The organism is Frankia sp. CoBUL1, from assembly GCF_978021245.1.
Map to the genome: position 1 here is coordinate 1 of NZ_CDXDOS010000029.1, position 25,656 is coordinate 25,656.

Annotated in this window: 24 protein-coding genes and 1 riboswitch; of the genes, 12 read left to right on the top strand and 12 right to left on the bottom strand. The window is 70.2% G+C overall.

The genetic code is table 11. The features are described 5' to 3' along the window. Both AC08OX_RS04595 and AC08OX_RS04600 read left to right on the top strand, forming a co-directional pair. The coding region (locus AC08OX_RS04595) for a peptide deformylase (protein ID WP_476606664.1) at window positions 1-1,256 on the top strand (1,256 nt) is incomplete at its 5' end. A 489-nt stretch (window positions 1,257-1,745) separates the two neighbouring features. Further along, window positions 1,746-1,921, top strand: a riboswitch (cyclic di-AMP (ydaO/yuaA leader). A gap of 2 nt (window positions 1,922-1,923) precedes the next feature. Then, complete coding sequence (locus AC08OX_RS04600; protein ID WP_476606665.1) at window positions 1,924-2,304, top strand: transglycosylase family protein; 381 nt, start codon at window positions 1,924-1,926, stop codon at window positions 2,302-2,304. Between the two features lie 205 nt (window positions 2,305-2,509). Here the strand turns inward: AC08OX_RS04600 and rlmB are convergent, their stop codons facing one another. After that, window positions 2,510-3,601 carry a 23S rRNA (guanosine(2251)-2'-O)-methyltransferase RlmB gene (gene rlmB / locus AC08OX_RS04605; RefSeq protein ID WP_476606666.1) on the bottom strand — a complete coding sequence of 364 codons (1,092 nt, stop codon included), beginning with the start codon at window positions 3,599-3,601 and terminating at the stop codon, window positions 2,510-2,512. Window positions 3,602-3,892: 291 nt separating this feature from the next. Here rlmB and AC08OX_RS04610 point away from each other — a divergent pair, with 291 nt between their 5' ends. The 4 genes from AC08OX_RS04610 (at window position 3,893) to AC08OX_RS04625 (ending at window position 7,802) form a co-directional block, all read left to right on the top strand. Beyond that, complete coding sequence (locus AC08OX_RS04610; RefSeq protein WP_476606667.1) at window positions 3,893-4,165, top strand: hypothetical protein; 273 nt, start codon at window positions 3,893-3,895, stop codon at window positions 4,163-4,165. Window positions 4,166-4,604: 439 nt separating this feature from the next. Further along, entirely contained in the window at window positions 4,605-5,720 is a 1,116-nt protein-coding gene (locus AC08OX_RS04615; RefSeq protein ID WP_476606683.1) for a PP2C family protein-serine/threonine phosphatase, read from the top strand. 99 nt (window positions 5,721-5,819) lie between these two features. After that, on the top strand, window positions 5,820-6,236 hold the full coding sequence (locus AC08OX_RS04620; protein WP_476606668.1) for a hypothetical protein: 417 nt from the start codon (window positions 5,820-5,822) through the stop codon (window positions 6,234-6,236). 75 nt (window positions 6,237-6,311) lie between these two features. Further along, window positions 6,312-7,802, top strand: coding sequence for an FHA domain-containing protein (locus AC08OX_RS04625; protein WP_476606669.1), 1,491 nt, complete (start codon window positions 6,312-6,314; stop codon window positions 7,800-7,802). Window positions 7,803-7,854: 52 nt separating this feature from the next. On the opposite strand, the gene AC08OX_RS04630 is transcribed toward AC08OX_RS04625, so the two are convergent. From AC08OX_RS04630 to AC08OX_RS04650, 5 genes are all read right to left on the bottom strand, one after another. Beyond that, window positions 7,855-9,414 carry a cysteine--tRNA ligase gene (locus tag AC08OX_RS04630; RefSeq protein WP_476606670.1) on the bottom strand — a complete coding sequence of 520 codons (1,560 nt, stop codon included), beginning with the start codon at window positions 9,412-9,414 and terminating at the stop codon, window positions 7,855-7,857. A gap of 48 nt (window positions 9,415-9,462) precedes the next feature. Further along, a complete protein-coding gene (locus AC08OX_RS04635) occupies window positions 9,463-9,855 on the bottom strand; it encodes a PPOX class F420-dependent oxidoreductase (RefSeq protein ID WP_476606671.1) in 393 nt (130 codons plus the stop codon). Window positions 9,856-9,960: 105 nt separating this feature from the next. After that, window positions 9,961-10,521, bottom strand: a complete 561-nt coding sequence (gene ispF / locus AC08OX_RS04640) for a 2-C-methyl-D-erythritol 2,4-cyclodiphosphate synthase (RefSeq protein WP_011438608.1) — start codon at window positions 10,519-10,521, stop codon at window positions 9,961-9,963. Beyond that, window positions 10,518-11,303, bottom strand: a complete 786-nt coding sequence (ispD, locus tag AC08OX_RS04645; protein WP_476606684.1) for a 2-C-methyl-D-erythritol 4-phosphate cytidylyltransferase — start codon at window positions 11,301-11,303, stop codon at window positions 10,518-10,520. Before ispD ends, ispF begins: the two co-directional genes overlap by 4 nt. Before the next feature lie 243 nt (window positions 11,304-11,546). Next, window positions 11,547-12,029, bottom strand: coding sequence for a CarD family transcriptional regulator (locus AC08OX_RS04650; protein ID WP_006545253.1), 483 nt, complete (start codon window positions 12,027-12,029; stop codon window positions 11,547-11,549). A gap of 820 nt (window positions 12,030-12,849) precedes the next feature. Here AC08OX_RS04650 and AC08OX_RS04655 point away from each other — a divergent pair. The 4 genes from AC08OX_RS04655 (at window position 12,850) to AC08OX_RS04670 (ending at window position 17,377) form a co-directional block, all read left to right on the top strand. Next, complete coding sequence (locus AC08OX_RS04655; protein WP_476606672.1) at window positions 12,850-13,599, top strand: copper chaperone PCu(A)C domain-containing protein; 750 nt, start codon at window positions 12,850-12,852, stop codon at window positions 13,597-13,599. Between the two features lie 103 nt (window positions 13,600-13,702). Further along, window positions 13,703-15,160: a DNA repair protein RadA gene (gene radA, locus AC08OX_RS04660; RefSeq protein WP_476606673.1), complete on the top strand. Its 1,458-nt coding sequence runs from the start codon at window positions 13,703-13,705 to the stop codon at window positions 15,158-15,160. 131 nt (window positions 15,161-15,291) lie between these two features. After that, window positions 15,292-16,371 carry a DNA integrity scanning diadenylate cyclase DisA gene (gene disA, locus AC08OX_RS04665; RefSeq protein ID WP_476606674.1) on the top strand — a complete coding sequence of 360 codons (1,080 nt, stop codon included), beginning with the start codon at window positions 15,292-15,294 and terminating at the stop codon, window positions 16,369-16,371. 88 nt (window positions 16,372-16,459) lie between these two features. Beyond that, the gene (locus AC08OX_RS04670) at window positions 16,460-17,377 is read left to right on the top strand and encodes an HhH-GPD family protein (protein WP_476606675.1); all 918 of its coding nucleotides are present in this window, start codon (window positions 16,460-16,462) and stop codon (window positions 17,375-17,377) included. 17 nt (window positions 17,378-17,394) lie between these two features. Here the strand turns inward: AC08OX_RS04670 and AC08OX_RS04675 are convergent, their stop codons facing one another. The 6 genes from AC08OX_RS04675 to AC08OX_RS04700 form a co-directional block, all read right to left on the bottom strand. Continuing rightward, window positions 17,395-18,306, bottom strand: a complete 912-nt coding sequence (locus tag AC08OX_RS04675; RefSeq protein ID WP_476606676.1) for a response regulator transcription factor — start codon at window positions 18,304-18,306, stop codon at window positions 17,395-17,397. A 32-nt stretch (window positions 18,307-18,338) separates the two neighbouring features. After that, the gene (pstB, locus tag AC08OX_RS04680; protein ID WP_476606677.1) at window positions 18,339-19,115 is read right to left on the bottom strand and encodes a phosphate ABC transporter ATP-binding protein PstB; all 777 of its coding nucleotides are present in this window, start codon (window positions 19,113-19,115) and stop codon (window positions 18,339-18,341) included. 129 nt (window positions 19,116-19,244) lie between these two features. Then, window positions 19,245-20,309, bottom strand: a complete 1,065-nt coding sequence (gene pstA / locus AC08OX_RS04685) for a phosphate ABC transporter permease PstA (protein WP_476606678.1) — start codon at window positions 20,307-20,309, stop codon at window positions 19,245-19,247. Further along, window positions 20,306-21,349 (bottom strand): phosphate ABC transporter permease subunit PstC, encoded by a 1,044-nt coding sequence (gene pstC / locus AC08OX_RS04690; RefSeq protein WP_476606679.1) that lies wholly within the window; start codon window positions 21,347-21,349, stop codon window positions 20,306-20,308. The genes pstA and pstC overlap by 4 nt, the downstream gene beginning before the upstream one ends. A gap of 232 nt (window positions 21,350-21,581) precedes the next feature. After that, on the bottom strand, window positions 21,582-22,691 hold the full coding sequence (pstS, locus tag AC08OX_RS04695; RefSeq protein ID WP_476606680.1) for a phosphate ABC transporter substrate-binding protein PstS: 1,110 nt from the start codon (window positions 22,689-22,691) through the stop codon (window positions 21,582-21,584). Between the two features lie 23 nt (window positions 22,692-22,714). Then, window positions 22,715-23,092, bottom strand: a complete 378-nt coding sequence (locus AC08OX_RS04700; protein ID WP_476606681.1) for a hypothetical protein — start codon at window positions 23,090-23,092, stop codon at window positions 22,715-22,717. Between the two features lie 598 nt (window positions 23,093-23,690). On the opposite strand from AC08OX_RS04700, the gene AC08OX_RS04705 reads away from it, so the two are divergent. Together AC08OX_RS04705 and proS are read left to right on the top strand one after the other, a co-directional pair. Beyond that, window positions 23,691-23,999: a hypothetical protein gene (locus tag AC08OX_RS04705; RefSeq protein ID WP_023840709.1), complete on the top strand. Its 309-nt coding sequence runs from the start codon at window positions 23,691-23,693 to the stop codon at window positions 23,997-23,999. Window positions 24,000-24,184: 185 nt separating this feature from the next. After that, on the top strand, window positions 24,185-25,591 hold the full coding sequence (gene proS / locus AC08OX_RS04710) for a proline--tRNA ligase (protein ID WP_476606682.1): 1,407 nt from the start codon (window positions 24,185-24,187) through the stop codon (window positions 25,589-25,591). The last annotated feature ends 65 nt before the right edge of the window (window positions 25,592-25,656 follow it).

Here is a 25,656-nt window from a genome sequence, read left to right on the forward strand (position 1 = left end):
GGCCGGCCCGGTCCCGTCGTCGCCGAGGGCCCGGGCCGGCCCCCCCCGAACCGGGGGGCCTGGTCGTCGAGGAGGACCGGGCCGAACTCCGCTACGACGACAGCATGTACGTCGCCCACCAGCGAAGACGTCTTCTCAACGCCGGCAGCGAACCGGTAACCCGGTATCTGATGCGGATATCGGTCGACCGGTTCCCGGGAGATCCGGAACGCTCCGCGCGGTTGTACCGATCCGATCCGCTGCGCTGGGAGGACCTCCAGCTCAGCGCGCACTGTGGCGGCGAGCAGATGGCCTGGCAGGTCAAGACCGACTGGGACGCGCTCAAGGAGGTCTGGCTGCTCTTCGAGAACAGCCGAGGACGATTTCCGCTCTATCCCGGCGAATCGGCATGGATCAACTACAGCTACCAGGTGAGCAGGGAGAAGTGGGGGCCGTGGTTCCAGCGTGCCGTGCGGGTACCGACGAGTTTCCTCTCGGTCCGGCTGGACTTTCCGGCCGAGCTGGATCCCGTGGTCTGGGGCATGGAGACGTCGATGACCGCCGATGCCTTCCCGTTGCGGACCGCAATCGCCCGCACCGACTCCGGCGACCGACGGGTCTTCACCTGGTCGACCACCGAGCCGCCGCTGCACGCCCGCTACCGACTGGAATGGAACTTCCGGGCCACCGTGCCGGAACGTGATCCGGCCACGGAGACCGGAACACGTCCCAGCGATCAGATGGCGGCCGTCGGCATCGTGCAGGAGGGTGAGGCGATCCTGCGGCAGCCGGCCCGCCCTTTCGCCCTGCCCAACGAGGCCGAAGACGCGCGCCGGGTCGTCACCGAACTGTCCTCCGCCCTCGAACGGGTGTCCGTTCTGCACACCTTCGGCAAGGGCCTGGGCATCGCCGCGCCGCAGGTCGGCATCAACCGCGCCGCGGCGATCGTGCGTACCGCGGGCGGCGACACGCTCACGCTGCTCAACCCCAACGTCATCGAGACCTCCCGGGAGACTGACGAGCAGTACGAGGGCTGCCTGAGCTTCTTCGACGTCCGTGGCCTCGTCCCCCGGCCGCTGGAGCTGCACGTCGAACACACCGATATCGATGGCAACCGGCACATCACCGTCTATCGGCAGGGGCTGGCGCGGCTCGTCGCTCACGAGATCGATCACCTGCACGGTCAGCTCTACACGGATCGGATGCGGGCCGGAACCACACCGATCCCGGTGGAGCAGTACCGGGGTACCGGCTCGGCCTGGTCCTACAACCGCTGACCAGCCCGAACGCACCCGCCCCGCGGGCGGCGTGGCGGCATGCCGACGTGCCGACGTGCCGACGGCGCAGCGCCGGGACCGGGTGTCCGACACGGACTGGTAGATCCGACATATGACATGGTTCCCTCGTGCCGTATAGTCCGGAAAGCAGGCGATAGGTGCGGGTCCGCCGGAACGTCGACACAGATTTTTTCGGAACCTGGTTGGAGACTGCCGGCAGCGGGTAGTGGAGGCTCGATCGCCACGCGGCGGAACAGATTCTCCACGCATCGCTTATTGTTTACCGTCAGCGTGACGACCCAGCCACGAACTGGGGATTTTCAGCCCACTGAACAACCTCTAGGATCGGGCGCGCACGCGGGCGCGAAACACCATTAAAAAGATCGGGACAAGTAAGTGGGGTGCACTGTGTGCATCCTCACGTACTCTTGTTTTCCCCGGGTCACTCTCAGCTATGTTCGTTGCCGTGCCGTCACCTGATGGCATGCGTCGGGCGGCACGCCGAATCCTGCCCCCGCTCGACGAGAATCAAACCTTTGGCAGGAGCGGGGGAACCAATTCCGGGCGCCGATAAAAGACGTCCTCGGGGTGAAGCCGCGATGCGCGGCCGGGCATTCCCAGCCCGAACCCGACAGCTCACCTCGCAGGCGTGGGGAAGGGCAACTCAATGTCCAACGCTCGTTCGCTCGCTCGTGGCCTCAACCGCATCAGGCTCGGTTCCCGGGCCTTGATCGCCGCCACCACTCTCGCGGCCTCGATCGGCGGTGGCCTCGCGCTGTCCCAACCGGCCAGCGCGTCGACGAACGCCGACCACTTCCTCTCCAAGGTGATCCCGTGTGAGTCCGGGGGGAACCCCCGCGCGGTCAACTCCATCGGCGCCGGCGGGTTGTTCCAGTTTCTGCCCAGCACCTGGCGCGGGGTCGGCGGCAAGGGTCTGCCGCAGCACGCCAGCGTCGCCGAGCAGTGGCAGCGCGCCCGCATCCTGTACGCCCAGCAGGGGACGAGCCCCTGGTACGCCTCGAAGCCGTGCTGGGGTCACAAGATCTGAGCTGCCCGGCTTCCCGCACCAGCCTTCACCGTCCACGCCCGGCAGGTACTGATCGGCGCGCGGCCAGCAGCCCCGTGTCCCGGACGGGACACGGGGCTGCACGCTACGTTTCCCGGTCACGGTTTCCCGGTCACGGCGACGTCGGCCAGCTCAACTTCCGCGGCCCCGCCCGGCGGAGACCCGGCGGACCCACCGATCGGCCGGCTCAGCCGATCCGACGGCGGCGGGCGATCTCGGCCAGCGTGATCCCGGCGGCCACCCCCGCGTTGAGGGACTCCACCGCACCCGCCATGGGGATCCGGACCCTCACGTCGCAGCGCTGCTCGACCAGCCTGGACAACCCGCATCCCTCGGAACCGATCACCAGGACGAGGGGGTCGGTCGCCATCGTGAGCTCGTCGATGCTCACTTCACCGTCCGCGGCCAGACCGACAACGAACTGGCCGCCCGCCGCGTAGGAGACGAGCGTGCGGGCGAGGTTGGTGGCGCGCGCCACCGGCAGCCGGGCGGCAGCCCCCGCCGAGGTCTTCCAGGCCGCGGCGGTCACGCCGGCGGCCCTACGCTCCGGGACGACGACGCCGTGGGCACCGAAGGCGGCGGCCGAGCGCACCACGGCCCCGAGGTTGCGAGGATCGGTGACCCCGTCCAACGCCACCAGCAGACCCGGCGGAGACGAGCGCGCGCGGGCGAGGAGATCATCCGGATGGGCATACCGGAACGGCGGTACCACGAGGGCGAGACCCTGATGCGGAGCGGTGCCACACATCCGGTCGAGATCCGTGCGGCCGACGTCGGCCACGGCGATCCCGGCCCGCCCGGCGAGCCGGCGGGCGTCGGCGAGCCGCTCGTCGAAGTCCAGCCCGCCGGCGATGAAAAGGGTCGACGACGGTACCCCGGCCCGCAGCGCCTCGACCACCGCGTTGCGCCCGACCACCAGCTCGTCGCCCTCGGTCCGCCGTGGGCGCCCGGCCCCCGCGGAACCCCCCACGGCGCTCGGCCCGGTGGTGGCCGCAGCTGCGACGGCGCGGCCACCATCCCCGCGCCGGCCGGCGGCCGCTCGACTCCGCTCGGCTCCGGCCGAGGCGGAACGGGCCGCAGCAGCCGCCGCCGCACGACGCTGGGCGGGATGGCCGGGGCGCAGCTGCGCGGGCGGAGTGGCCCCACGGCCCTCCAGCGCCTTGCGGCCGTGACCGCCGCTGCCCGTGGAGGCCCCCTTGCGGTGGGAACCGGCCTTGGCGGCCCGACCGCCCTGACCGCCGCGGGCGATCCCGCTGTCCCGGCGAGCGGCACCGGCCATCAGGACCACCGACCATTACACGCCCGGGGAATGACCATGTGACCACGGTATACGGCGGACGACACCGCCGTGTCGGGGCGCGCTCGGCAGGAACTCGGCGGAGGAGCTCTGCCATGGGCATACCTCGACATGGCCGTTTCCGGGGATCCGGCGCCCTATCCTGAGGGCCGGCAGGCCCACGGCCCGACCTGATGTGGTCCGGCCGCTCCTCACCGGCGTCAGGAGGGTCAGGTGCGCATCGTTCTTCCACCCGCCGCCGGGTGGTCGCGGGCCGAAGACCGGTGGTGACCCATGGCGAAGGCGGGGTGCCACCTGATCAACATCGACGATCTCGATGCCAGTCTCACCATGCTCGGCGGAGTGGAGGCCTACGGTACCGCGCTCGTCACGGCGGCCGGGCCGCGCGGCACGCCGCCGCGGGCGTTCGGCGGGTGTGCTCCCCGACCTGGCGGTGTCACCGCCGCGGCGGTGACATTCCTGGAGAATGCCCGGCATAGAACGTTGAGCGCCACCTCCCGGCCCGGCGGCCCAGGCGGCCCAGGCGGACCCGGGGAGACGACGTGACGACGCGAGCGGAGGTGCGGGTCATGAGCGGCGGCCGCGTGACCACGCCGATCAGCAGGCCCGGGGTTCCCCGGGATGCGGGGGCCCTGCCACCATCCACCCCCGGCCTTTACGCTCTTTTAGGGTCGCCCGCCGACGATGGCGGGCGCGTCGGATCAGGTCGCCGGCACGGCGATCTACACCCTCGACGTGCCGTGGGGGAAGCTGGGGGAATACGTCTTCATGAATGTGTGATGACCAGCTCGACGAGTGCGACCACTTCGGCCGATCATCGGGCGCGCGCCGTCGGTGTCCCGAGACGGCCACGGCGAGCATCGACGATCCGGCCGTCAGCGACCCGATCGTCAGGGGCAGGAGGCACCCAGCACATGGCTCTGCGCACACCGCCCGCATGCGTTCTCCCGGCTGTTTCCGGCCGCGTCCGCTTTCTCCCGGCGGCATGACGGTGGACCTCAACCCGCATGACGACGCCCCCACGGTCGCCTACCAGATCACCGGGAGCGGGCCGTTCGAACTCGACGACGACCTGGGTCGCTGCCCGGTGTGCGCGGCACCGGTGTATACCGACGACCGGTACTGCGAGGTCTGTGGTCACGGGCTGGAGGGTCCGAACCCCGGCCACGGCGACGCCGACCACAGCGAGGTCGACCTCGGCCAGCTCGCCGGCGTGTGCGACCGCGGCGTCCGGCACACCACCAACGAGGACGCCATGGGCCTGGCCGTCGTGTACGGCACGCTGATCGCGGTGGTGTGTGACGGCGTATCGACCACTCCGGGCTCCGGGCAGGCCTCGGCCGCCGCGGCGACCGCCGCCATGGCCGTCCTCGCGGATGCGGTGCGTGCCCACGGCCCGGGGCGCCCCGTCCACCACGGCACCCGCCCGTCGCGCGGCGTCAGCCGGGCCGAGGAGATGCTCGACATCCTCGAACCGTCGTATGCCGACTACAAGAAGCCGCGAACATCGCCCCGCGCGGTCGTCGGCGGGTTCTCCCCGGAGGACGCCGAGGCCGCGCTGCACGCCGCCGTCGACGCGGCCCAGGCGACCATCGCCCAACTCAGCGCGGCCGAGGGGCGGATGGCGCCGTCGTGCACGTTCGCCGCGGCCATCGTCACCCCGCCGACCCCGGACGGGCCGGGCATGGTCACGGTCGGCTGGGTCGGCGACAGCCGGGTCTACCTGCTCGGTCCGCGCTGGTGCGAGCGGCTGACCGCCGACGACACCTGGGCGGCCGAGGCCGCGCGCGCGGGGCTCATCCCGGCCAACGAGGCCGAGACGCACCGGCGGGCGCACACCCTCACCCGCTGGCTGGGCGGCGACGTCGAGGACGTCGCGCCGCACACCGAGATGTTCCCGATCGAGGCGCCGGCCACGGTACTGGTCTGCAGCGACGGGCTGTGGAACTACGCGTCCCGGCCAGACGTGATGGCCGCGCTCGTCAACCAGCTCCCACCCCGCTGCGAGGCCATCGACGTCGCCCGCCACCTCGTCGACTTCGCCATCAACTCCGGGGGACACGACAACATCACGGTGGTGGCCGCCCGGGTGGAGGACTGATGAGTGCCTTCGCCGCGGAGGTCTACCAGAACGAGTACCTTCCGGTACCGTACCGGCGCGTGGGGAATCGAGTCGCGCGACTACCATTTGAATGTCCAGGTGCCCGCCCGCGCGCTGGGAACCGAGGCGCGGGCGGCGCGGGTCAGCCTCGTCGTCGACGGCCGGGTGACGTCAAAGGCGCTGGTCCGAGCGGTTTGGACGGACAATGAGACCCAGCGGAGCCGGATCAACGACCCGGTCGCCCACTACACCGACCAGGCGGAACTCGCGGCCGCGGTGCTACGGGGTCTGGAGGCGCGTCGGGCCGACGACGAGGCGACTGCGACACTGTTGCTCGGACGCGGCGCTCAGCTGGCGCTCGCCTCCGGCAACGGAGACACCTACCGCCTCCTACAGAAGGTGGTTCACGTCGACAATGCCACAACAGGTACGGTTCGGTTGAAGAAGAACGCCAAGAAGATCGATGAGATGGTCCTTGACACACGGTCGACGAGGACCCTCCGGGTGAACCGGTGATCAGGTGAGGGCACGATGCCCTACGGGGCACCTGTCTCACGACCCGACTACTGCGATCGGTGCGGAATTGGGATCATGAGTGGTCAGGAGAGGTACGAATACCGTCCGGAGGACGGCGGGCGAGCTCCCTACGGAGCAGATGCCCCCGGCCGCTCGGCTGACGGGAACCGCCGGCGTGGGCCAGCCGAGCAGACCGGCCCGGATGCGGACGGTCCAGATGGCTACGACCCGTTGGGCATCCGCCGTTCGCCAGCCGACCTGCCCGGGGTGACGGACCCGCCGCGCGGCGGCGACCCGCGCGGCGGCGACGCGTATGGCGGGTATGGCCGCGACGGCTACCCCGACCAGTCCCGGGGGGGCCGCGGTTATCAGGAGGACCCCTACGGCCCGCCCGGTGGCTATGATCGTGCCCCTTACCCACGCGGGCGTGACGAGCGGCCGGCCCCCGACGACCGGATCGACCACGGGCGCGATCCCTACGGTCGGGACTGGGGCACGCCGGAGAACCGTGGCGGTTACCCCGTCGGCCGCGACAGCCGCGAGGAGCGCGTCCCGGGCGGCTACCCCGACCTCGATCCCCGCGATCCCTACGACCGCGACCCCTACAGCCGCGGCCATGACGACCGGGCCGACCGGGGCGGCTACCCCACCGGCCGCGACAGCCGCGAGGAGCGCGTCCCGGGCGGCTACCCCGACCTTGATCCCCGCGATCCCTACGATCGCGGCCCGTACAGCCGCGGCCATGACGACCGGGCCGACCGGGGCGGCTACCCCACCGGCCGCGACAGCCGGACGCCGGGTGGATATCCGGACCCGCGGGGCGACCTTGATCGCGAGTCGGACACGCACCGCCGGAGCCGGCGCGACGCCGAGTACAGCTACGGTGCGGACCCGCTGGGCATGGACGCCTCCGCCCCGCCCGCGCCAGCCGGCGACCGGGTCACCGGCAACCCGCGGCACACAACCGACCCGCGGCACACAACCGACCCGCGGCACGCTCGGCCCGGCGCCGACCCGCGGCTGGGCGATCCGCGACTGGGCGATCCGCGACTGGGCGATCCGGAACTCGGCGGCACCCGCGGCGGCCACGTCGACCCCCGTGACGCGGTCCTCGACGACCCGCGGGCCGGCTCCGGGCGTGGTGCCGGATGGGACCGGGACCGCGCGTCGGCGGGCAGCACCGTCTGGGAGGCCATCGTCGAGGCGGAGCGCGAGTACTACGACAGCGGCGACGACCACCGGGTCCCGTTCCCGACCTTCTACCCTCGTCGGGTCTTCGCCTTGGCCGGCTCTCAGATGCTCGTGGGACGGCGCAGCGAGTCCCGTGGCATCCATCCCGACATCGACCTGTCCGGAGCGCCGGAGGACCCGGGGATCTCCCGCAGCCACGCCCTGTTCGAACTGCTGCCCGACGGCGGTTACGCGGTCCGCGACCCGGGCTCCACCAACGGCACCCGACTGAACGACGAACCGGACCCCATCGAGCCCGGCCAGCCCGTTCCGCTTCGTGACGGGGACCGGGTCTACCTGGGCGCCTGGACGCGCATCACATTGCGCGCCCGCTGATCTACCAGGTCGCCTGCCGCTGTCCGGGGCGGCAGGCGACCCGCCGATCGGATCAGGCCAGATGCCAGCGCTGGCCCTCTGGAGTGTCCTCCACGATCAGGCCGGCGGCTGCCAGTCTCGACCGGATGGCGTCGGCTTCCGCGTAGTCCCGTCGGGCCCGGGCCGCGGACCTCAGATCCAGCACGACCTGCATCGCGCCGTCCAGCGCCGGCCTGAACTCGGCACCTGCGGTGGGCCACTGCTCATGCGGGTCGAGACCGAAGATGTTCAGCATCCGGCGGGTCACGTCCACCCACCCGGCCAGCTCCCGGCTGTGGGCCTTCGACAGCACCTGGTTTCCCTGACTCACCGCGCCGAACAGGGCCGCCAGCGCACGCCCGACGGCGAGATCATCGTCCATGGCGATGGTGAAATCGGACCAGGCCCGCCGCGGGGTGAGCCTCGACTCACCACCCGGCCCGGGAACCGGCACCGGCCGGGCTCCGGCCACCGTCGGCTGCGCCCCTGCCACCGACGAGACGACCTCGTCGGCCGCCAGGGCCGCCGCCTCCCCGGGCCCGCCGAGGATGTCCAACGCGTTGCGGACAAAGGTCTCCACCCGGTCGTGGGCCGCGGTGGATTCCGCCAGTGCCTCGGCGCTGTACTCGAGCATGGACCGGTAGTGCGCGGAAAGCAGGTGATAACGCAGAACCTGCGGACGGACCGCGTCGAGGGCGTCGGCCACCAGGACGGAATTTCCCAACGACTTCGACATCTTCGTCCCGCCGGTCGTCAGCAGGCCGACGTGCATCCAGTAGCGCGCCATCTCGCCGCTACCGGGCTCGCCACCACCGGGGCCGGGCGAATCGGCCGAAGCCGCGTTCGACGCCGGGCGGGCCGTGGCGGCGCAGACCGTCTGGGCCCGTTCGTTCTCGTGGTGCGGGAAAACCAGGTCGAGTCCGCCGCCGTGGATGTCGAAGACCGGGCCGAGGTATTTTCCGGCCATCGCAGAGCATTCCAGATGCCAGCCCGGCCGGCCGTCACCCCAGGGGGACGACCAGAACGGTTCACCGGGCCTGGCTGCCTTCCACAACGCGAAGTCGCGGGGGTCGGCCTTGCCGGGCTCGGCTTCCACGGACGGTTGCATCGCGTCGGGTCGCTGGTGGGACAGTGCTCCGTAGTCGGCGAACGCACCCACCCGGAACCAGACCGAACCGCTGCTGGCGTACGCGTATCCCCCCTCCACGAGGGCCGACACCAGCGCGATCATCTCGGGGATGTGACCGGTGGCGCGCGGCTGGATCGTCGGGGGCAGGATCCCGAGAGTGCGGTAGGCGTCGTCGAACGCGCGGGTCTGCCGGGTGGCGAGCTCCCAGACCGAGGTGCCGTCCCGATCCGCGTTGATGATGATTTTGTCGTCGATGTCGGTGACGTTCTGCACGAAGGTCACCGAACGGCCGGACTGCACCAGCCACCGGCGCAGCAGGTCGAAGGGCAGCGCCGTGCGGATGTGGCCCACATGCGGGGCCGCCTGCACGGTGGGCCCACACACGTAGACGCCCACGTGACCGGGGCGTAGCGGCTCGAATGGCCGCACACGCCGCCTGCGCGTGTCGTAGAGGTGGAGACCCATCTGTCAAGGGTACGGCCCCCGCTCGATCGACGGGACCCAAGGGGAGGGTCAGCCGACCGTCAGTACCCGGTCCGCCACGAACCGGACGACCACCCTGACCTCATCCGGATCATCCCACCGGTACACATCTCCAGTGTACTTCACCGACAGCCGGTCGATCAGTTCCCGGCCGCCCTCCTCGGTCAGGGTCGCGGTCCCGCGGACCTCGACGTAACCGTAGGGATCGCCCTGGTCGAGGAACATCAGTCCGACCCGCGGATCCCTTGCGATGTCGCGTTCCTTCGCACGTCCCCGCACCGTGGACAGCAGCAGTTCGTCCTCATCGCGGTCCACCCACAGCACGGTCATCCGCGGCGAGCCGTCGGGCTGGATCGTCGCCAGAACGACGTAGGTCCGGGCGTCGGCAAGGGCCCTCACCGGCTCGGGAAGGCGGTCAGCCATCAGACTCCTCGGGGAGGGGCCAGGGTCGGCTCACCCTCTCATCTCCGCGCCGGCACGCAGTCAGTCGATGACAAAACGGCATATCCGCGCCTGGCGGGCCCGCCGTCAGGCGCGGATGACGAGCGCGGTCGCGATGGCGGCCAAGCCTTCGCCCCGCCCGGTGAGGCCGAGTCCGTCGGTGGTGGTGGCCGACAGGCTCACCGATGCGCCCAAGGCCACGGACATCGCCTTCTGCGCATCCTCGCGACGCCCGGCCATCCTGGGCCGGTTCCCGATGACCTGGACCGAGACGTTGCCGATCGCCCAACCGGCGGCACCGAGAAGCCGAGCCGTCTCAGCCAGCAGGACCGCGCCCGATGCACCCGCGTACTCCGGTCGGTCCGTGCCAAACACCCGACCCAGATCACCGAGGCACGAGGCGGTGAGAAGTGCGTCACAGGCCGCGTGTGCGGCGACGTCCCCGTCGGAGTGTCCGGCGAGCCCGGTCTCCCCCGGCCATTCCAGGCAGGCCACCCAGCACGGCCGGCCGGCGGCGAACGGATGCACATCGACCCCGACGCCGACCCGGGGCAGGATCACCGTGTTCACCAAGCTGGATGCGGGGGCCTGCCGGCTGATGGGCGCGGCGTCCACGACGGGCTCGTCCCACCGCGGGCCGCCGGTCATCCGCCACTCCGGGCGTCCACGGACCGGGCACCCGCGAACTGAGGCTCCTCGGACCGGGCCTCCGCGGGCCGGGCGTCGTCCGCGGGGTCGCAGCGGGCGAGTAGCGCCTCGGCGAGCACGAGATCCGCCGGTCGAGTCACCTTGAATGCCTCCTGCACGCCGGGAATGGTCGTCACCGGCACTCCCAGAGCCTCCACCAGGCCCGCATCGTCGGTCACGGCGATGTCCTCGAGCGCATACGCGGCGCTCAGCACGTCGCGGCGGAATCCCTGCGGGGTCTGCACGGCTCGCAAACCGTCCCGCGGCGGGGTACGCACCACCCGCCCGTCGGCGTCCACCTCCTTGACCGTGTCGGCCAGCGGCACGACGGGAATCACCGCGGGATGTCCGTCGAGCACCGCAGCCGCCACCGCGTCGACCAGCTCGGGGGGCGTCAGCGGCCGGGCGGCGTCGTGGACCAGTACCACGGAGACGTCGTCGTCCACGGCTCGCAGGGCGCGGCGGACCGAATCCACCCGCTCGGCGCCTCCGGCGATCACATACACGTCCCCGCCAAGCAACTGGGCCACGGCATCGACCAGCGTCGGTGGCGCCGCGACGACAATCTGCGTCACCAGCCTGGAGCGACGCAACGATTCCACCGTGCGCACCAGCATGGGCCTGCCTCCGAGGGCTCGCAGCGCCTTGGGAGTACCTCCCCCCAGCCGCTCACCCCGGCCGGCAGCCGGCACGATCGCCGCCGCCCGGGGGCTCGCCACCGGCAACCGGTGACCTTCGCCCACCACAGGACCTCCCGTGTGCCATCCGCCACGAGGGCCTGGCCGATCCAGCCGGCTCGGCGCGAGCCGCCGGTGGGCGCAACACCGCCCACCACCGTCTCGACGCCCACTCAGCCGGAACCTGAGTCGGCAACGCGCTCGGGACGGCGGTCTCCCGGAAAGAGAATGCCTTTCCGGATTATCATGCCGTGCCGAATAGATCGCCTGTCGGCCGGACGAACTACGCCTGCGCCAACGAGCCTACGATCATCCGGCGAGAACCTCGTCGAGCATGGCCTCCGCCTTGTCCTCGTTGGTGCCCTCGGCGAGCGCAAGCTCGCTGACGAGGATTTGCCTGGCCTTGCTCAACATTCGCTTCTCGCCCGCGGAAAGACCGCGTTCGCGATCGCGTCGCCACAGGTCACGGACGACTTCAGCCACCTTGTTCACATCGCCGGAGGCGAGCTTCTCAAGATTTGCCTTGTACCGTCGCGACCAGTTCGTGGGCTCCTCGGTGTGCGGGGCGCGGAGCACCTCGAACACCCGTTCCAGCCCGTCCTGCCCGACGACGTCACGCACCCCGACCATACCGACGTTGTCGGCCGGAACTCGGACAGTCAGATCGCCCTGAGCGACCTTCAGCACGAGATAGAGTTTTTCCTCGCCCTTGATGACGCGAGTTTCAATCGCGTCAATCAGAGCAGCACCATGATGCGGGTAAACAACGGTCTCGCCGACTTGGAACGCCATGTGTCACGTGCCCCTTCCGCCTCTACCAGCGTAACACGCACGCATCGCCGCAGGTCAGACGCACGCTGCAGGTACCAAGACCAGCAACGCCAAGGTGAGGGACCCGGCGCCGCCTTCCGGCCACCCGCTCCGGAGGACGGACACCCAGGGACACAGATCCGCCCAGCCACCCGTCAGATCGCCGCGCACCGACATCGAAGATGTCCTACCAGGTAAAATGGGTAACGATCCGGCGGATGTTGGCTATACGTTGAGCGCGGGCCGCGTGGCGAACCCCCGGCGCGGGCCGGCACGGGGTCCCGCCCGGGCCCCGGCCCACCCGACCGGTCCCGCCGTGACGCATCTCGACACGCCGGACACATCGCGATACATCGCTATGTAACGGTCATCTCGTCATGAAATGGGCTATCACCACGGAACGGACGGCGCCCGCCGGGTCGCCCGACAGGTCGTGACTCCCCCCACGCCGTGATGCTGCCCACGTCCGGGGTCGCTCGGACCGATCGCCCAGGCCAGCCGGCCCGGATAGGGCGCCGAAATCCGGCCCGGGCGTGCTCCTGGGCCGGATCCGCGGGTCTCGTACCGCCCACAGCCGCCGCACGTGATGCCGGGGGATGGCTAGTGTTAGCCCCGCACGGGTGAGTCGGGAGACGGACCGTCTTAGACCGAATCATCCGGGCACCGGGGGTGACCCCTCCGCACCGGTTACGACGGCCAGCGGTGGAGGCGGCGCCACCGGTGGTCGCTCCCCGGGGCGACCGTCAACCAGCACCGGTGCGCACCCGAGGCACCGGTCTCGCGCAGGAGGAGCCACCGAGCTGTGAGCCGCCGTCTGGGTGCCCGTTTCACGTCAGCCACACCCGCCGTCGGCGGGGCGTCCGCCGCCCCGGAGTCGGGCCACGACGCCGGCCGACAGTCCACCTTCAGGCGGCGCATCGCCTCCCACCGGATCGGTGTCGCGCTCCTGGCCTCGGTGGTCGGGTCCGCTGGCCTGGCAAGCTGCGCTTCCGGCAACGACGCGGTGACAAACCTCGCCCGGACCACGACCAACAGCGTCTCGAGCGCCGTCGGCAGCATCACGCTACGCAATGTCTATGTGGCAGGCCCGCTGTCCCGGGGAGACTCCGCACAGATCGTCTCGGCGTTCTTCAACGCGGGCACCGAGCCTGACACCATCATCGGCGTGTCCTCCCCCCTGGCGGCGGGCGGCAAGGTCCCGAGCCCCGCCGAGCTGCCACCCGGTTCCGGGAAGATCTTCATTGCCGACGGCTCCGCGCCGACCCTGCAGAACGTCCAGCAGAACCTGTTGATCGGGTCCCAGGTGCCCGTCACCATCACCTTCGCCAAGGCCGGCAGCATCACCCTGGACGTCCCGGTAGAGCAGCCCGCGCCCGGCGCCTCGGCGGCGCCGGGCGCGGTCACCGGGACGCCGCGGGCAGCGCAGTCCGCCTCGCCGTCGGCCGGCGCCACGCCGACCTCGACGGTCGGCACGACCTCGTCGACCGCCGCTTCCCGGGGCACGTCGGCCCCCGCCGCGAGCCCTGCGGCCGGCGCCACCACCGCGGGCTGACCCACCACTGGGCTGACCCACCCAGCGGGATCCGGCCGAGGTATCCCCCCATTCGCGGGTACCCGACACCCGGGAACCCATTCCGCGCGCCGCTGTCGCCGACATGTCGGACCAGCGGACTAACGTTGCGTCCATGGCATCCACTCGCCCGTCGGCCGGCGGTCGCCCGTCGAGTCGTGCGGCCTCAGGCGGGTTCCGGTGTAACAGCTGCGGCTCGGAGTCCGTGCGGTGGGCGGGACGATGCTCGCGCTGCCAGGAGTGGGGCACGCTGGAGGCCCAGGCCCCCGCCCCACGCCGGGGGGCCGGCCTGGTCGCGGGGGGTCGTTCCGCCTCGTCCGCCGCAGTGACGGCACCGGCTCTGCCGGTCATGTCCGTTGACGTGACCGCGACGCGGCGTCGTCCGACCGGGATCGACGAGCTCGACCGCGTGCTGGGCGGCGGCCTCGTTCCCGGCGCCGTGATCCTGCTCGCCGGGGAACCGGGGGTCGGCAAGTCCACCCTGTTACTGGAGGTCGCGGCCCGCAGCGCCGCCGCCGGTGCCCGCGCCCTGGTCGTCACCGGGGAGGAGTCCGCGGCGCAGGTCAGGCTGCGGGCGGGTCGGACGGGCGCGCTGCACGAGGACCTGTGGATCGCCGCCGAGACGGACCTCGGCGCCGTCCTGCGTCACGTCGAGGAGGTCTCACCGGCCCTGCTGGTGGTCGATTCGGTGCAGACCATCTCCGCGGCCGGGGTGGACGGAGCCGCGGGCGGGGTCACCCAGGTCCGTGAGGTCACCGCGGCCCTGATCCGGACGGCCAAGGCGCTGGGACTCGTGACGGTGCTTGTCGGCCACGTCACGAAGGATGGTCTGGTCGCCGGACCACGCCTCCTGGAACATCTGGTCGACGTGGTGCTGCACTTCGAGGGCGAGCGGCACTCCGCACTGCGCCTGGTCCGCGCGGGCAAGAATCGGTACGGACCAGCCGACGAGGTCGGCTGTTTCGAGATGGACGATTCCGGTATCCATGGCATCGCCGACCCGAGCGGGCTGTTCCTGTCCCGGTCCGGCGGCGCGGGGCTGGAGGCGGTGCCGGGAACCTGTGTCACCGTAACGGTTGAGGGCCGACGGCCACTCGTCGCCGAGGTTCAGGCCCTGGTGGCGGAAACCTCGGCGCAGATCCCCCGGCGCGCCGTGTCCGGGCTCGATCCGGCCCGGGTGGCGATGATTCTCGCCGTGGTCGAGCGCCGGGCGAAGGTGCGCTTCGGCCGGGCCGACGTGTACGCCGCGACCGTCGGCGGGGTTCGGTTGGCCGAGCCCGCGGCGGACCTCGCGACGGCTTTGGCGATCGTCAGCGCGGCCAGGGACCGTCCGTTGCCTGCCGATCTCGTCGCCATCGGCGAGGTCGGCCTGGCCGGGGAGGTCCGCGCGGTGGGCTCGGTACGCCAACGGCTCGCCGCCGCGGCCCGGCTCGGCTTTCGCCGGGCGCTCGTTCCGGCGGACCCCGGCCCGGCTCCGGACGGCATGAAAGTCACCGAGGTACCCGACCTGATCGGCGCGATCAGCAAAATGCATGAAACATAGAAAGTGTGTATTTTTCTAACCATATCGGTACTTCACGATGAGGTGGACCCCACTGGCTCCCGTCGCCCCGATAGCATCACGACAGTGGTAATGGGAGACGGTGGGGGAAGCCAAGGAGCTGAGGGAGCCTGATGGCAGGACCACCCGGAGACGACATCTTCCGGGCGACACTGGCCGCGGTCGCGCCCGGAACCCCCTTTCGCGACGGTCTGGAACGCATCCTGCGCGGGCACACCGGCGCACTGATCGTCCTCGGCCACGACAAGGTCGTCGAGGGTCTGTGCACCGGCGGCTTCGAGCTCGACGTGGAGTTCTCGGCGACCCGGCTGCGTGAGCTGGCCAAGATGGACGGCGCGATCGTGCTGTCGTCCGACCTGCAGCGCATCGTCCGCGCGGCGGTGCATCTGGTGCCGGATCCGACGGTGCCGACAGAGGAGTCCGGCACGCGGCACCGAACCGCCGAGCGGGTCGCCAAGCAGGCCGAGTTCCCCGTCATCTCGGTCAGCCAGTCGATGCACATCATCGCGCTGTACGTCGCCGGGCGGCGGTACGTGCTGGACGGCTCGGCCGCCATCCTGTCCCGGGCGAACCAGGCCCTGGCTACCCTCGAGCGTTACAAGCTGCGGCTAGACGAGGTCGCGGGCACCCTGTCCGCGCTGGAGATCGAGGACCTCGTCACGGTCCGCGACGCGATCTCGGTGAGCCAGCGGCTGGAGATGGTGCGCCGCATAGCCGACGAGATCGAAGGCTACGTCGTCGAACTCGGCACCGACGGCCGGCTGCTGTCCCTGCAGCTCGAGGAGCTGATGGCCGGGGTCCAGACCGAGCGTGAACTCACCGTCCGCGACTATCTGCCGATCGGGTCGAAGGCGGGAACGCCCGCGCAGGTCCTGGGTGAGCTGTCCGCGATGTCTCCGACCGACCTGCTCGATCTCACCGTCCTCGCCCGGGTGATCGGATTCTCCGGCGGGGCGGACATCCTGGACCGGCAGATCAGTCCACGCGGTTACCGCATGCTGGCGAAGGTGCCCCGGCTGCCACGGATGGTGGTCGACCGGCTCGTCGACCATTTCGGCACCCTGCAGAAACTGCTCGCCGCCGGGGTCGACGATCTGCAGGCCGTTGACGGCGTCGGGGAGACCCGCGCCCGAGCGGTCCGCGAGGGCCTCTCCCGGCTCGCCGAGTCAAGCATTCTCGAACGCTACGTATAGTAACGCTGCACACGGTAATGCTACGTGTGGTAGCCGAAGGCGACGGGAGGCCGCCTGCCGCCTCCGGCCGGCCTGGTCGCCTGGCACGATGGCGGGAATGACCAGCACAGCCAGCACAGCCGGAATCAGCAGCGCGTCCGGACCACTGGCCGATCTCGTCCTGGACTGGTTCGCCGTCTGTGGCCGAGACCTACCATGGCGCCGTCCCCTGACGAGCCCCTGGGCAATCATGGTCAGCGAGGTGATGCTGCAGCAGACCCCGGTCAGCCGGGTGCTGCCGGTCTGGGAGGCATGGCTGGACCGGTGGCCGACGCCCGCCGCGCTCGCCGCCGAGCCGGCCGGGGAGGCCGTCCGGGCGTGGGGCCGGTTGGGCTACCCCCGGCGCGCCCTGCGGCTGCACCAGGCGGCGACCGTCGTCGTCGAACGGCACGACGGCGAGATCCCCCAACACCTCGACGATCTCCTCGCGCTGCCCGGCATCGGGACGTACACCGCGCGGGCGGTTGCCGCTTTTGCCTTCCGCCAGCGTCATCCGGTCGTTGACGTCAACGTGCGCCGGCTGTTCGCCCGGGCCGTCGAGGGAAGAGCCGACCCGCCGGCCACGGTCAGCCGCCGCGACCTGGTCGAGATCGCGGAGCTGCTGCCGCCGGACACCGAGACGGCCGCCCGGGCCAGCGCCGCGTTCATGGAGCTCGGCGCGCTGGTCTGCGTTGCCCGAGCGCCTCGCTGCACCGCCTGCCCCCTGTTGGGACGGTGTGCGTGGGTGTCCGCGGGCAGCCCGCCGAGCGCGGGACCCGCGCGCCGGCCCCAGGGGTACGCCGGCACCGACCGCCAGGTCCGCGGCCGGCTGCTCGCCGTCCTGCGTGACGCCAGTCCGGCGGTGGGTCAGGAGATCCTCGACCAGGTCTGGGACGATCCGGTGCAGCGGACCCGCGCCCTCGCCGGGCTGATCGACGACGGTCTCGTGGTACGGGTGGCGCCGGGCGTCTACGCGCTGCCCAGCTGACGTCCCTGCGGAAGGGCTCAACCCGGATCGGGAACGGCGCGGAAGCGGTAGCCGACCCCGCGGATGCTCTCGATGACCGTTGGCTGGCCGGCCGTCTCGCCCAGCCGCCGCCGCAGCCGCCGCACGTGCACGGCAAGCGTGTTCGTCTCCGTCTGCGCCGAACCCCAGACCTCCCGCAGCAGCGTCTCGCGCGGGACGACCCGGCCCGCCTGTTCCAGGAGCAGCGCGAGCAGCCGGAACTCCCGCGGCGGGACCGGGACCACGGCCCCGTCGAGGCGGACCTCGTGTGCCGCGCGGTCCAGCTGCACCCGTCCGCCGCGCAGCACCTCCGGCTCGTGCATCCGAGGCGGATACGTTCCGGCCCGTCCGATTCCGATGAGCCCCACCATCGCGAGGACCTCGGGAACCCGGTACGGCTTGCCGACGCAGGCGCTGGCCCCCGCGTCGAGTCCGGCGGCGGCTCGCGGCCGGTCATCGGGGCCGACCGCGAGGAGAATCGGCACGTCGTCGTGACCGGGCACGCTACGCACCGTCCGCACAACGGTCACCCCGTCCACCACGGGCAGCCGGGCACTGATCAGCAGCGCGGCCGGATGTCGCAGACCGATCTCCAACAGGGCCAGCGCCCCGTCGGCCACCACGCTGACCTCGACACCGTTCTCGACGAAGGCGTCGAGCATGCCGTCGTCGACGTCCTCGTCCGCGATCAACAGCGCCGGGAAGCTCCCCGGCCCGGTGCCCGTCGTCCGTCTCCGCGGCCCACCGGACGGGCCGCGGTACCGACGTCCGTCGGCTGACGGGTCTACTGCCGCGACCGCCGGGTCCTCGCCTGCCGAAACCGCCGGGCCTGCCGAAACCGCCGGGTCCTCGCCTGCCGAGCCACGGTCTTGCCCCCCCGGTTGACCGGCCCCACACGGTACCGGGAGCATCCGCGCGTCCTGTCCGCCAATCCCCCCGGCCGTCAGCCGAACCGTCCGGAGATGTAGTCCTCGGTCCGCTTTTCCTTGGGGTTGCTGAAGATCTGCGAGGTCTTGTCGTACTCGACGAGGCGGCCGGGGTCGCCGGTCTTCTCCAACGAGAAGAAGGCGGTCGAGTCGCTGACCCGCGACGCCTGCTGCATGTTGTGGGTGACGATGACGATGGTGAAGCTCGACTTCAACTTCGCGATCAGATCCTCGATCGCAAGAGTGGAGATCGGGTCGAGCGCGGAGCACGGCTCGTCCATCAGCAGGACCTGCGGCTCCACCGCGATCGCCCGGGCGATGCAGAGCCGCTGCTGCTGCCCGCCGGACAGGCCCGCGCCCGGCCGGCCCAGCCGGTCCTTGACCTCCTCCCAGAGATTCGCGCCCCGCAGTGACTCCTCGACCCGCTCGTCGAGGAGCGCCTTCTTGCGGACCCCGTTCAGCTTGAGCCCGGCGATGACGTTCTCGTAGATGGACATGGTCGGGAACGGGTTCGGTCGCTGGAAGACCATCCCGACGGTGCGGCGGACGGCCACCGGGTCCGTCCCGGGCCCGTACAGATCCTCACCGTCGAGGAGCACCTGCCCCTCGACCCGGGCCCCCGGAAGCACCTCGTGCATCCGGTTGAGCGTGCGCAGCACCGTCGACTTTCCGCATCCGGACGGCCCGATGAATGCGGTGACGTTCTTCGGCTCGATGGTCAGGTTCACGTCGGCTACGGCTTTGAACTTCCCGTAGTACGCCGTCAGCCCGGAAACGTCGATGCGGGTGGCCATGGCTACCTCGACTCACGATCTTCCTGGATGCTGTTTCAGATGATCGGATCAGATGGGATGGGATGGGATAGGACGCGAGAATGGAATAGGGCGTGATCTGTGCCACGCCGCCGTCCCGAGCCAGGGCCATCACAGCCGCGAGCGTCCGGCGATCAGACGAGCGATGAAGTTGAGCAGCATGATGATGATGATGAGTACCAGGGCGGCGGCCCAGGCCCGGTCCACCGCCGCCTGCTGCGGCTGGCCGGCCTGCGAGTAGATGTACAGCGGCAGTGCGGACTGTTCCCCGGAGAACGGGTTGGCGTTGATGAGGTTCGTGCCGAAGACGGTCAGCAGCAGCGGCGCGGTCTCGCCGGCAACGCGGGCGACCGCGAGCATGACGCCGGTCACGATCCCGGGCAACGCGGTGGGGACGACCACCTTGAGGATGGTCCGCCAACGCGCCACCCCGAGGGCGTAGCTGGCCTCCCGCAGCTCGTCCGGAACGAGCTTCAGCATTTCCTCGGCGGAGCGCACCACGATCGGAATCATGAGCACCGTGAGGGCCAGGGCACCCGCGAATCCGGAGAAGCCCTGGTGAAGGGCGAGGATCCAGAACGCCAGGATGAACAGACCCGCGATGATCGAGGGAAGACCGGTGAGCACGTCGACAAAGAAACTGATCACCCGGCTGACCCGGCCGCGGCCATATTCCACCAGGTAGATGGCCACCAGCAGACCGAACGGCACGGCCAGCAGGCTCGCCAACGCGACCTGCTCCACCGTGCCGATGATCGCGTGGTAGATGCCACCGCCGACGTCACGGGCACCGATGCCGTTCATCGAGTGCGTGAAGAACCCGGGGCGCAGCCGCCTCGCACCCTTCTCGATCACATTCACGAGCACCGCGAGCAGGGGGATGACCGCTAGCAGGAAGGCGGCGTAGACCAGGTTCGTCGCGAACCGGTCCCGGGCCCGGCGGGCGCCCTCGACCAGCGTCGAGGCCACGGTCATCGCGAGGATGAAGAAGACGGCGACCAGCAGGAGGAACTGGATCCTGCTGGAGATCGAGGTCACCAGATAGATCAGGACCGTCAGGACGACGGCACCGGCAGCGGCAGCGAGCGGTACCCAGCGGGGCAGGACCCGGCCCCGCAGCTGCAGCCGGTCCTCACCGCCCGCGACGGCGCTACCGGGAACGGTCGCGGTTTTCATGCGGCGCTCCCCGAGAACTCACGCCGCCGCGCGATGATGGCGCGAGCGATGATGTTGACCAGCATGGTGACGATGAAGAGCACGAGACCGGACGCGATAAGCGCACCGCGGCCGATGTCGTTGGCCTCGCCCCATCCGTTCGCCACGTTCGCGGCGATGGTGTTACCGGCCGGCGCGAGGATCTGCCAGGAGATGTTGAACGACGCCGGCAGGACCAGGGCAACCGCGATGGTCTCGCCCATCGCCCGCCCGAGGCCCAGCATCGAGGCGCTGATGACGCCCGGCTTGCCGTAGGGCAGGACGGCGGTTCTGATCATCTCCCAGCGGGTCGCGCCCAGCGCCATCGCCGCCTCCCGATGCGCACTGGGCACTTGCAGGAACACCTCGCGGGACAGCGCGGCGACGATCGGCAGAATCATGATCGCGAGGACGACACTGGCAACGAAGATCGACCGACCGACCCCGCGATCGGTCTCGAACAGCGGGATCCACCCGAAGTAGTCGGTCAGCCAGCTTTGGATGCCCTTCATGTGCGGCGCGAGCACGAGCAGCCCCCACAGGCCGTAGACGACGCTCGGCACGGCCGCCAGCAGATCGACGATGTAGCCGAGGGCGGAGGCCATCCGGCGCGGCGCGTACACCGTGATGAACAGAGCGATACCCACCGCGACCGGAACAGCGATGATCATTGCGATGGCAGCGGTGATCATCGTGCCGAACAGCAGTGCGGCGATGCCGAAAACCGGCGGCGTGGCGTTGGGGAACCACTCCTCCGTGGTGAAGAAGTTCCCGGTATTGGCGCCGAGGGCATCGGTGGCGCGCAGTACCAGGAAGGCCGCGATCGCGGCGATCAGTACCAGCAGCCCGACCCCGGCCGTGCGGGTGGCATTCTTGAAGATCAGGTCAGCGACGCCGACCTTGGCCTTGCCTGTCGAGGTGTCCGCCAGCCCGCCGGCCGGCCGATCACCTCCCGATGGGGCCGTCGCCGAAGCGGCACCCCGAGACTCGGCGTCCGCCGAGCTGTCCGGCTCCGTCGTCATGAGTCCTCTTCCCCTGGTGCTCCGAACTCGACTTCCCGCTCGTGAGATGCCCTGGCCGTCACCGTCTTGGCTGGTCTGGTGCTGCTGGTCTGGTGCTGCTGGTCTGGCCTGAATGCGCTGGCCGTTCCCGGCTGCTCTCACCGTCGTCGTCAACGAATGACGGGCCCGCGGTGGGGCTGTTCACCCCACCGCGGGCACCGGCTAGTCCGATCGGAGCTGCGTCAGATCGACGTCAGGACAGCTTGTCAACCACCGCGCGGACCCGAGTCGCTACCGAGTCCGGCAGCGGCGCGTAACCAAGGTCGGCGATCGAGGACTGGCCCGCGTCCGACGCGGTGTAAGTCAGGAAGGACTTGACCAGCTTGGCCTGGTCGGCCGGGAGACCCGTGGTGCAGGCGATCTCGTAGGTGACCAAGTAGATCGGGTAGGCCCCCTTGGTCGACGCGGTGTAGTCGAAGGTGAGCTTCAGATCGTCACCGCTGGCAACCTTCGCGGTGCTCAGGCCGAGGGAGGCACCATCCGTGCTCGCCTTGACGTACTCTCCGGCACCGTTCTTGACCGCGACCGTGGACAGCCCGGCGTTCTCCGCGTAGGAGAGCTCCGTATAACCGATCGAGTTCTCGGTGGACTTCACGGTCGCAGTCACCCCGTCGCTGCCCTTGGCACCCTGGCCGCCCGGGGCCTTCCAGTCCGAGCCGGAGTCGAAGGTCCAAGCGGCGCCGGCCGCGCCCTTCAGGAACTTGGTGAAGTTGTCGGTGGTGCCGGAACCGTCGGACCGGTGCACCGAGGCAATCGGCGCGTCAGGCAGAGTAACCCCGCTGTTCTCCGCCGTGATCGCCGGGTCGTTCCACTTGGTGATGGCACCGGAGAAGATCTTCGCTATCGTCGGGGCAGACAGCTGGAGCTTGTCGACACCCGAGAGATGGTATATAAGCGCGACCGGGCCGACCACCATCGGCAGGTCGACAGCCGTACCGGGGGTACAGCGCTTGTCCGCGTCGGTCTTCTGCTGGTCCTTCAGCGCCGAGTCGGAACCAGCAAAGGAAACCTGCTTGGCGACGAACTGCTGCCGACCGGTCGAGGACCCCGTCGACTGATAGTTGATCTTTGCTCCGTCGCAGGCGTTCTGGTACGCCTTGACCCATTCGTCCATCGCGTTCTTCTGCGCGGAGGAACCCGATCCGGTAATGGAGCCCTTCTCGCAGGCGATCGCGCTCGCCCCGTTCGACGGCTTCGCCTCGGTGCCGCCGGAGTCACTGTTGTCGTCGGTGCCACACGCCGCCACAGTGAGCAGTGCCACCATTGCAGCCCCGATGGCGGCCTGACGCTTGCCTCGGTTCACGAGCAGCCCTTCGTTCTTGCGCGCTACGGCGCCGAATCGTCCGCCCCCTGGACTGGGGCGCCGACGAGAATCGAAGCCACCTCGAATGAACGTAAGGTGAACGTCCGCGAACGCGGACCCATCACCAACCGGAACACATCCATATCACCGGCTTCGTGGTTGGTTAGCCAGCCAATGGCCAATCCGATCATGACTGTGCGCATCAAATGATCGACAGATAGCCACTCTCGCCCATCGTCCCGAACATCACGCCACGCCCGGAACGCCGTGAACAAGTGACCATTGGTCACGGACGGAAGCGTGACGAGAACGGACGGGAGCCTAATGAGAACGGACAGGAACAGGCGAGAGTCTGACAGGAAGAACGCCGAGCCGCTCGGAACTTGATCATTCATGGTCATCGAGCGGCATCGTCGCTGTCAACCTTCCGACGCAGCAAGCATCGAAAGTTCACCGACGCGTGTCATGTCCGGCCCGGGGCGCCGCGCCCTGCGACGCAGCGGGACGGAGCCGGCGAAGCGGCCAACCCGCGCGCCGCGCTACGCAGCTGATCAGGACCTTCGTCTTCTGTTACCAGACGTCCACTCTGAGCACAGATCGCCGGTAGCCAACCCCGCGTTCGCGTGCTTTGCTGTAAAGCAACATCGATGTGGCTGACAGCATCAACGGCGTAGCCGAAGCAACGGCGTAGCCGAAGAGCACCACGACCCGTCCGTTCCACCCGACCAGCGCATCCGCCTGCGCCCGCCCACCGGGAGCCGTCCCGCCCGGCGATGAAGCGCGCCACGGCCAGCCACCGCCGCGTGGCGGGACGACGATGTCCCGTCACGCGGCGGATCGGCGGGGTCCGGCAAGCCGCAGACCGCATGGCGCGGGGCCCGCGGGTACCGCCGCGTCCGGTTGGCCGGATGACCCGGGGCCGGCGCTGCGCACCCCGTGCCGGCGGCACCAACCAGACGCGGCACGACATGCGACACGACAACGGAGGACGACCAGAACATGAACACCGTCGATAACGACGATCTTCTACCGGAACCCCGTCCGGTCATCGGGGGACGGCCACGGTCACTGGCCGAGGTGGTCACCGTCAACGATGGCTTACTCGTCCAGCACGAGCTGCTCCTCGCCCCGGGAGCCACCGCTGCCGACCTGACCACCGCGATGATCCTCGTCCCCCCCACGGCCGCGCTGGTCAGCCATCACGGCGACGTGGACGTCTCACTGGTATTCCAGGAGGTTTCGCGGGATGCTCGGCGCGGGGTCGACGGGCAGCCAGTCGGACGCGGCGGCGATCCGGGCCGGACCTGAACCGTCTCCTCAGCGACCGTCCACTCTGGCGACCGTCCACTCTGGCGACGGGCCGTCAGCCGGGACGACCGCAACCGGCGCGAGGCGCCTTCCGAGCGGCATCCGGGGGCGCCCGCCGGGGCGGGGACCCAACAGGTGCCGGTCCCCGGGGCCACGAGCCGTGGTCGAGGCAATATCGTGGCGGGGTGGCTGTACTTACCTCCCGCTCGACCGACTTTCCGCGCTGGTATCAGGACGTGCTCGCCAAGGCCGAGCTGGCCGACAACGGCCCCGTCCGCGGGACGATGGTCATCCGACCGTACGGCTACGCGATCTGGGAACGCATGCAGGCCGAGGTGGACTCCCGGATCAAGGCCGCCGGGGCCGTCAATGCCTACTTCCCCCTGTTCATCCCCGAGAGCTACCTGCGCCGGGAGGCCAAGCACGTCGAGGGCTTCAGCCCGGAGCTGGCGGTGGTCACCATCGGTGGCGGCAAGGAGCTGGAGGAGCCCGTAGTCGTCCGGCCCACCAGCGAGACCGTGATCGGCGAATACCTGGCCAAGTGGACCCAGAGCTACCGTGACCTGCCCCTGCTGCTCAACCAGTGGGCGAACGTGGTCCGGTGGGAGCTGCGTCCCCGGCTGTTCCTGCGCAGCAGCGAGTTCCTCTGGCAGGAGGGCCACACCGCGCACGCCGACGAGGCCGATGCCGCGGCCTACGCCCGTCGGATCGCGCTCGAGGTCTACCGCGACTTTATGACGCAGGTACTGGCGGTCCCGGTGTTCGTCGGAGTGAAGACGCGCCGGGAACGGTTCGCCGGCGCGACCAACACTATGACCTGCGAGGGCATGATGGGCGACGGCAAGGCTCTGCAGATGGCGACCAGTCACGAGCTCGGCCAGAACTTCGCCCGTGCCTTCGACATCGACTTCCTCGGCGCCGACGGAGCCCGGCATCTGGCGTGGACGACGTCGTGGGGCTGCTCGACCCGGATGGTCGGCGGGCTGATCATGGCACATGGCGACGACAACGGCCTGCGTGTCCCGCCCCGGTTGGCGCCGACGCAGGTCGTGGTCCTGCCGGTGCGCGACGAGGAGACCGTCGTCGCGAAGGCCCGCCAGATCGCCGCCGCGCTGACCGACGCCGGTCTTCGGGTGCAGGTCGATGCCCGTCCCGGGCTGTCCTTCGGCCGGCGGGTCACCGACGCGGAGATCAAGGGCATCCCGGTACGGGTTGAGGTGGGTCCGCGGGACCTGGGCGCGGGCAACGTCACCCTGGTGCGCCGGGACACCTCCGAGAAGGTGCCGGTGCCGCTGGCCGAGGTCGCCGCGCGGGTGCCGGTGCTGCTGGGCGAGGTGCAGGCCGACCTGTACGCCGAGGCGCTGGCCCTACGCGAGGGCCGGACGACGGACGTCGCCACCGTTGCCGAGGCCGCCCGGGCCGCCCGGGCCGGCTTCGCCCGGATCCCCTGGCGCCTTGTCGGCGAGGAAGGCGAGGCCGAGCTCGCCGAGGAGGCGCTCACCGTGCGGTGCATCCAGACACCGGACGGCGGGATCCCCGAGGCCGGCAGCGACGCCGACGACCTCGTCTGCCTGATCGCCCGCTCCTACTGACGTCCAAGATCCCTGGCGTGGTGGCCGTCCGGGGCAGAGACGATCAGCCGCGCAGACGGGCGGGG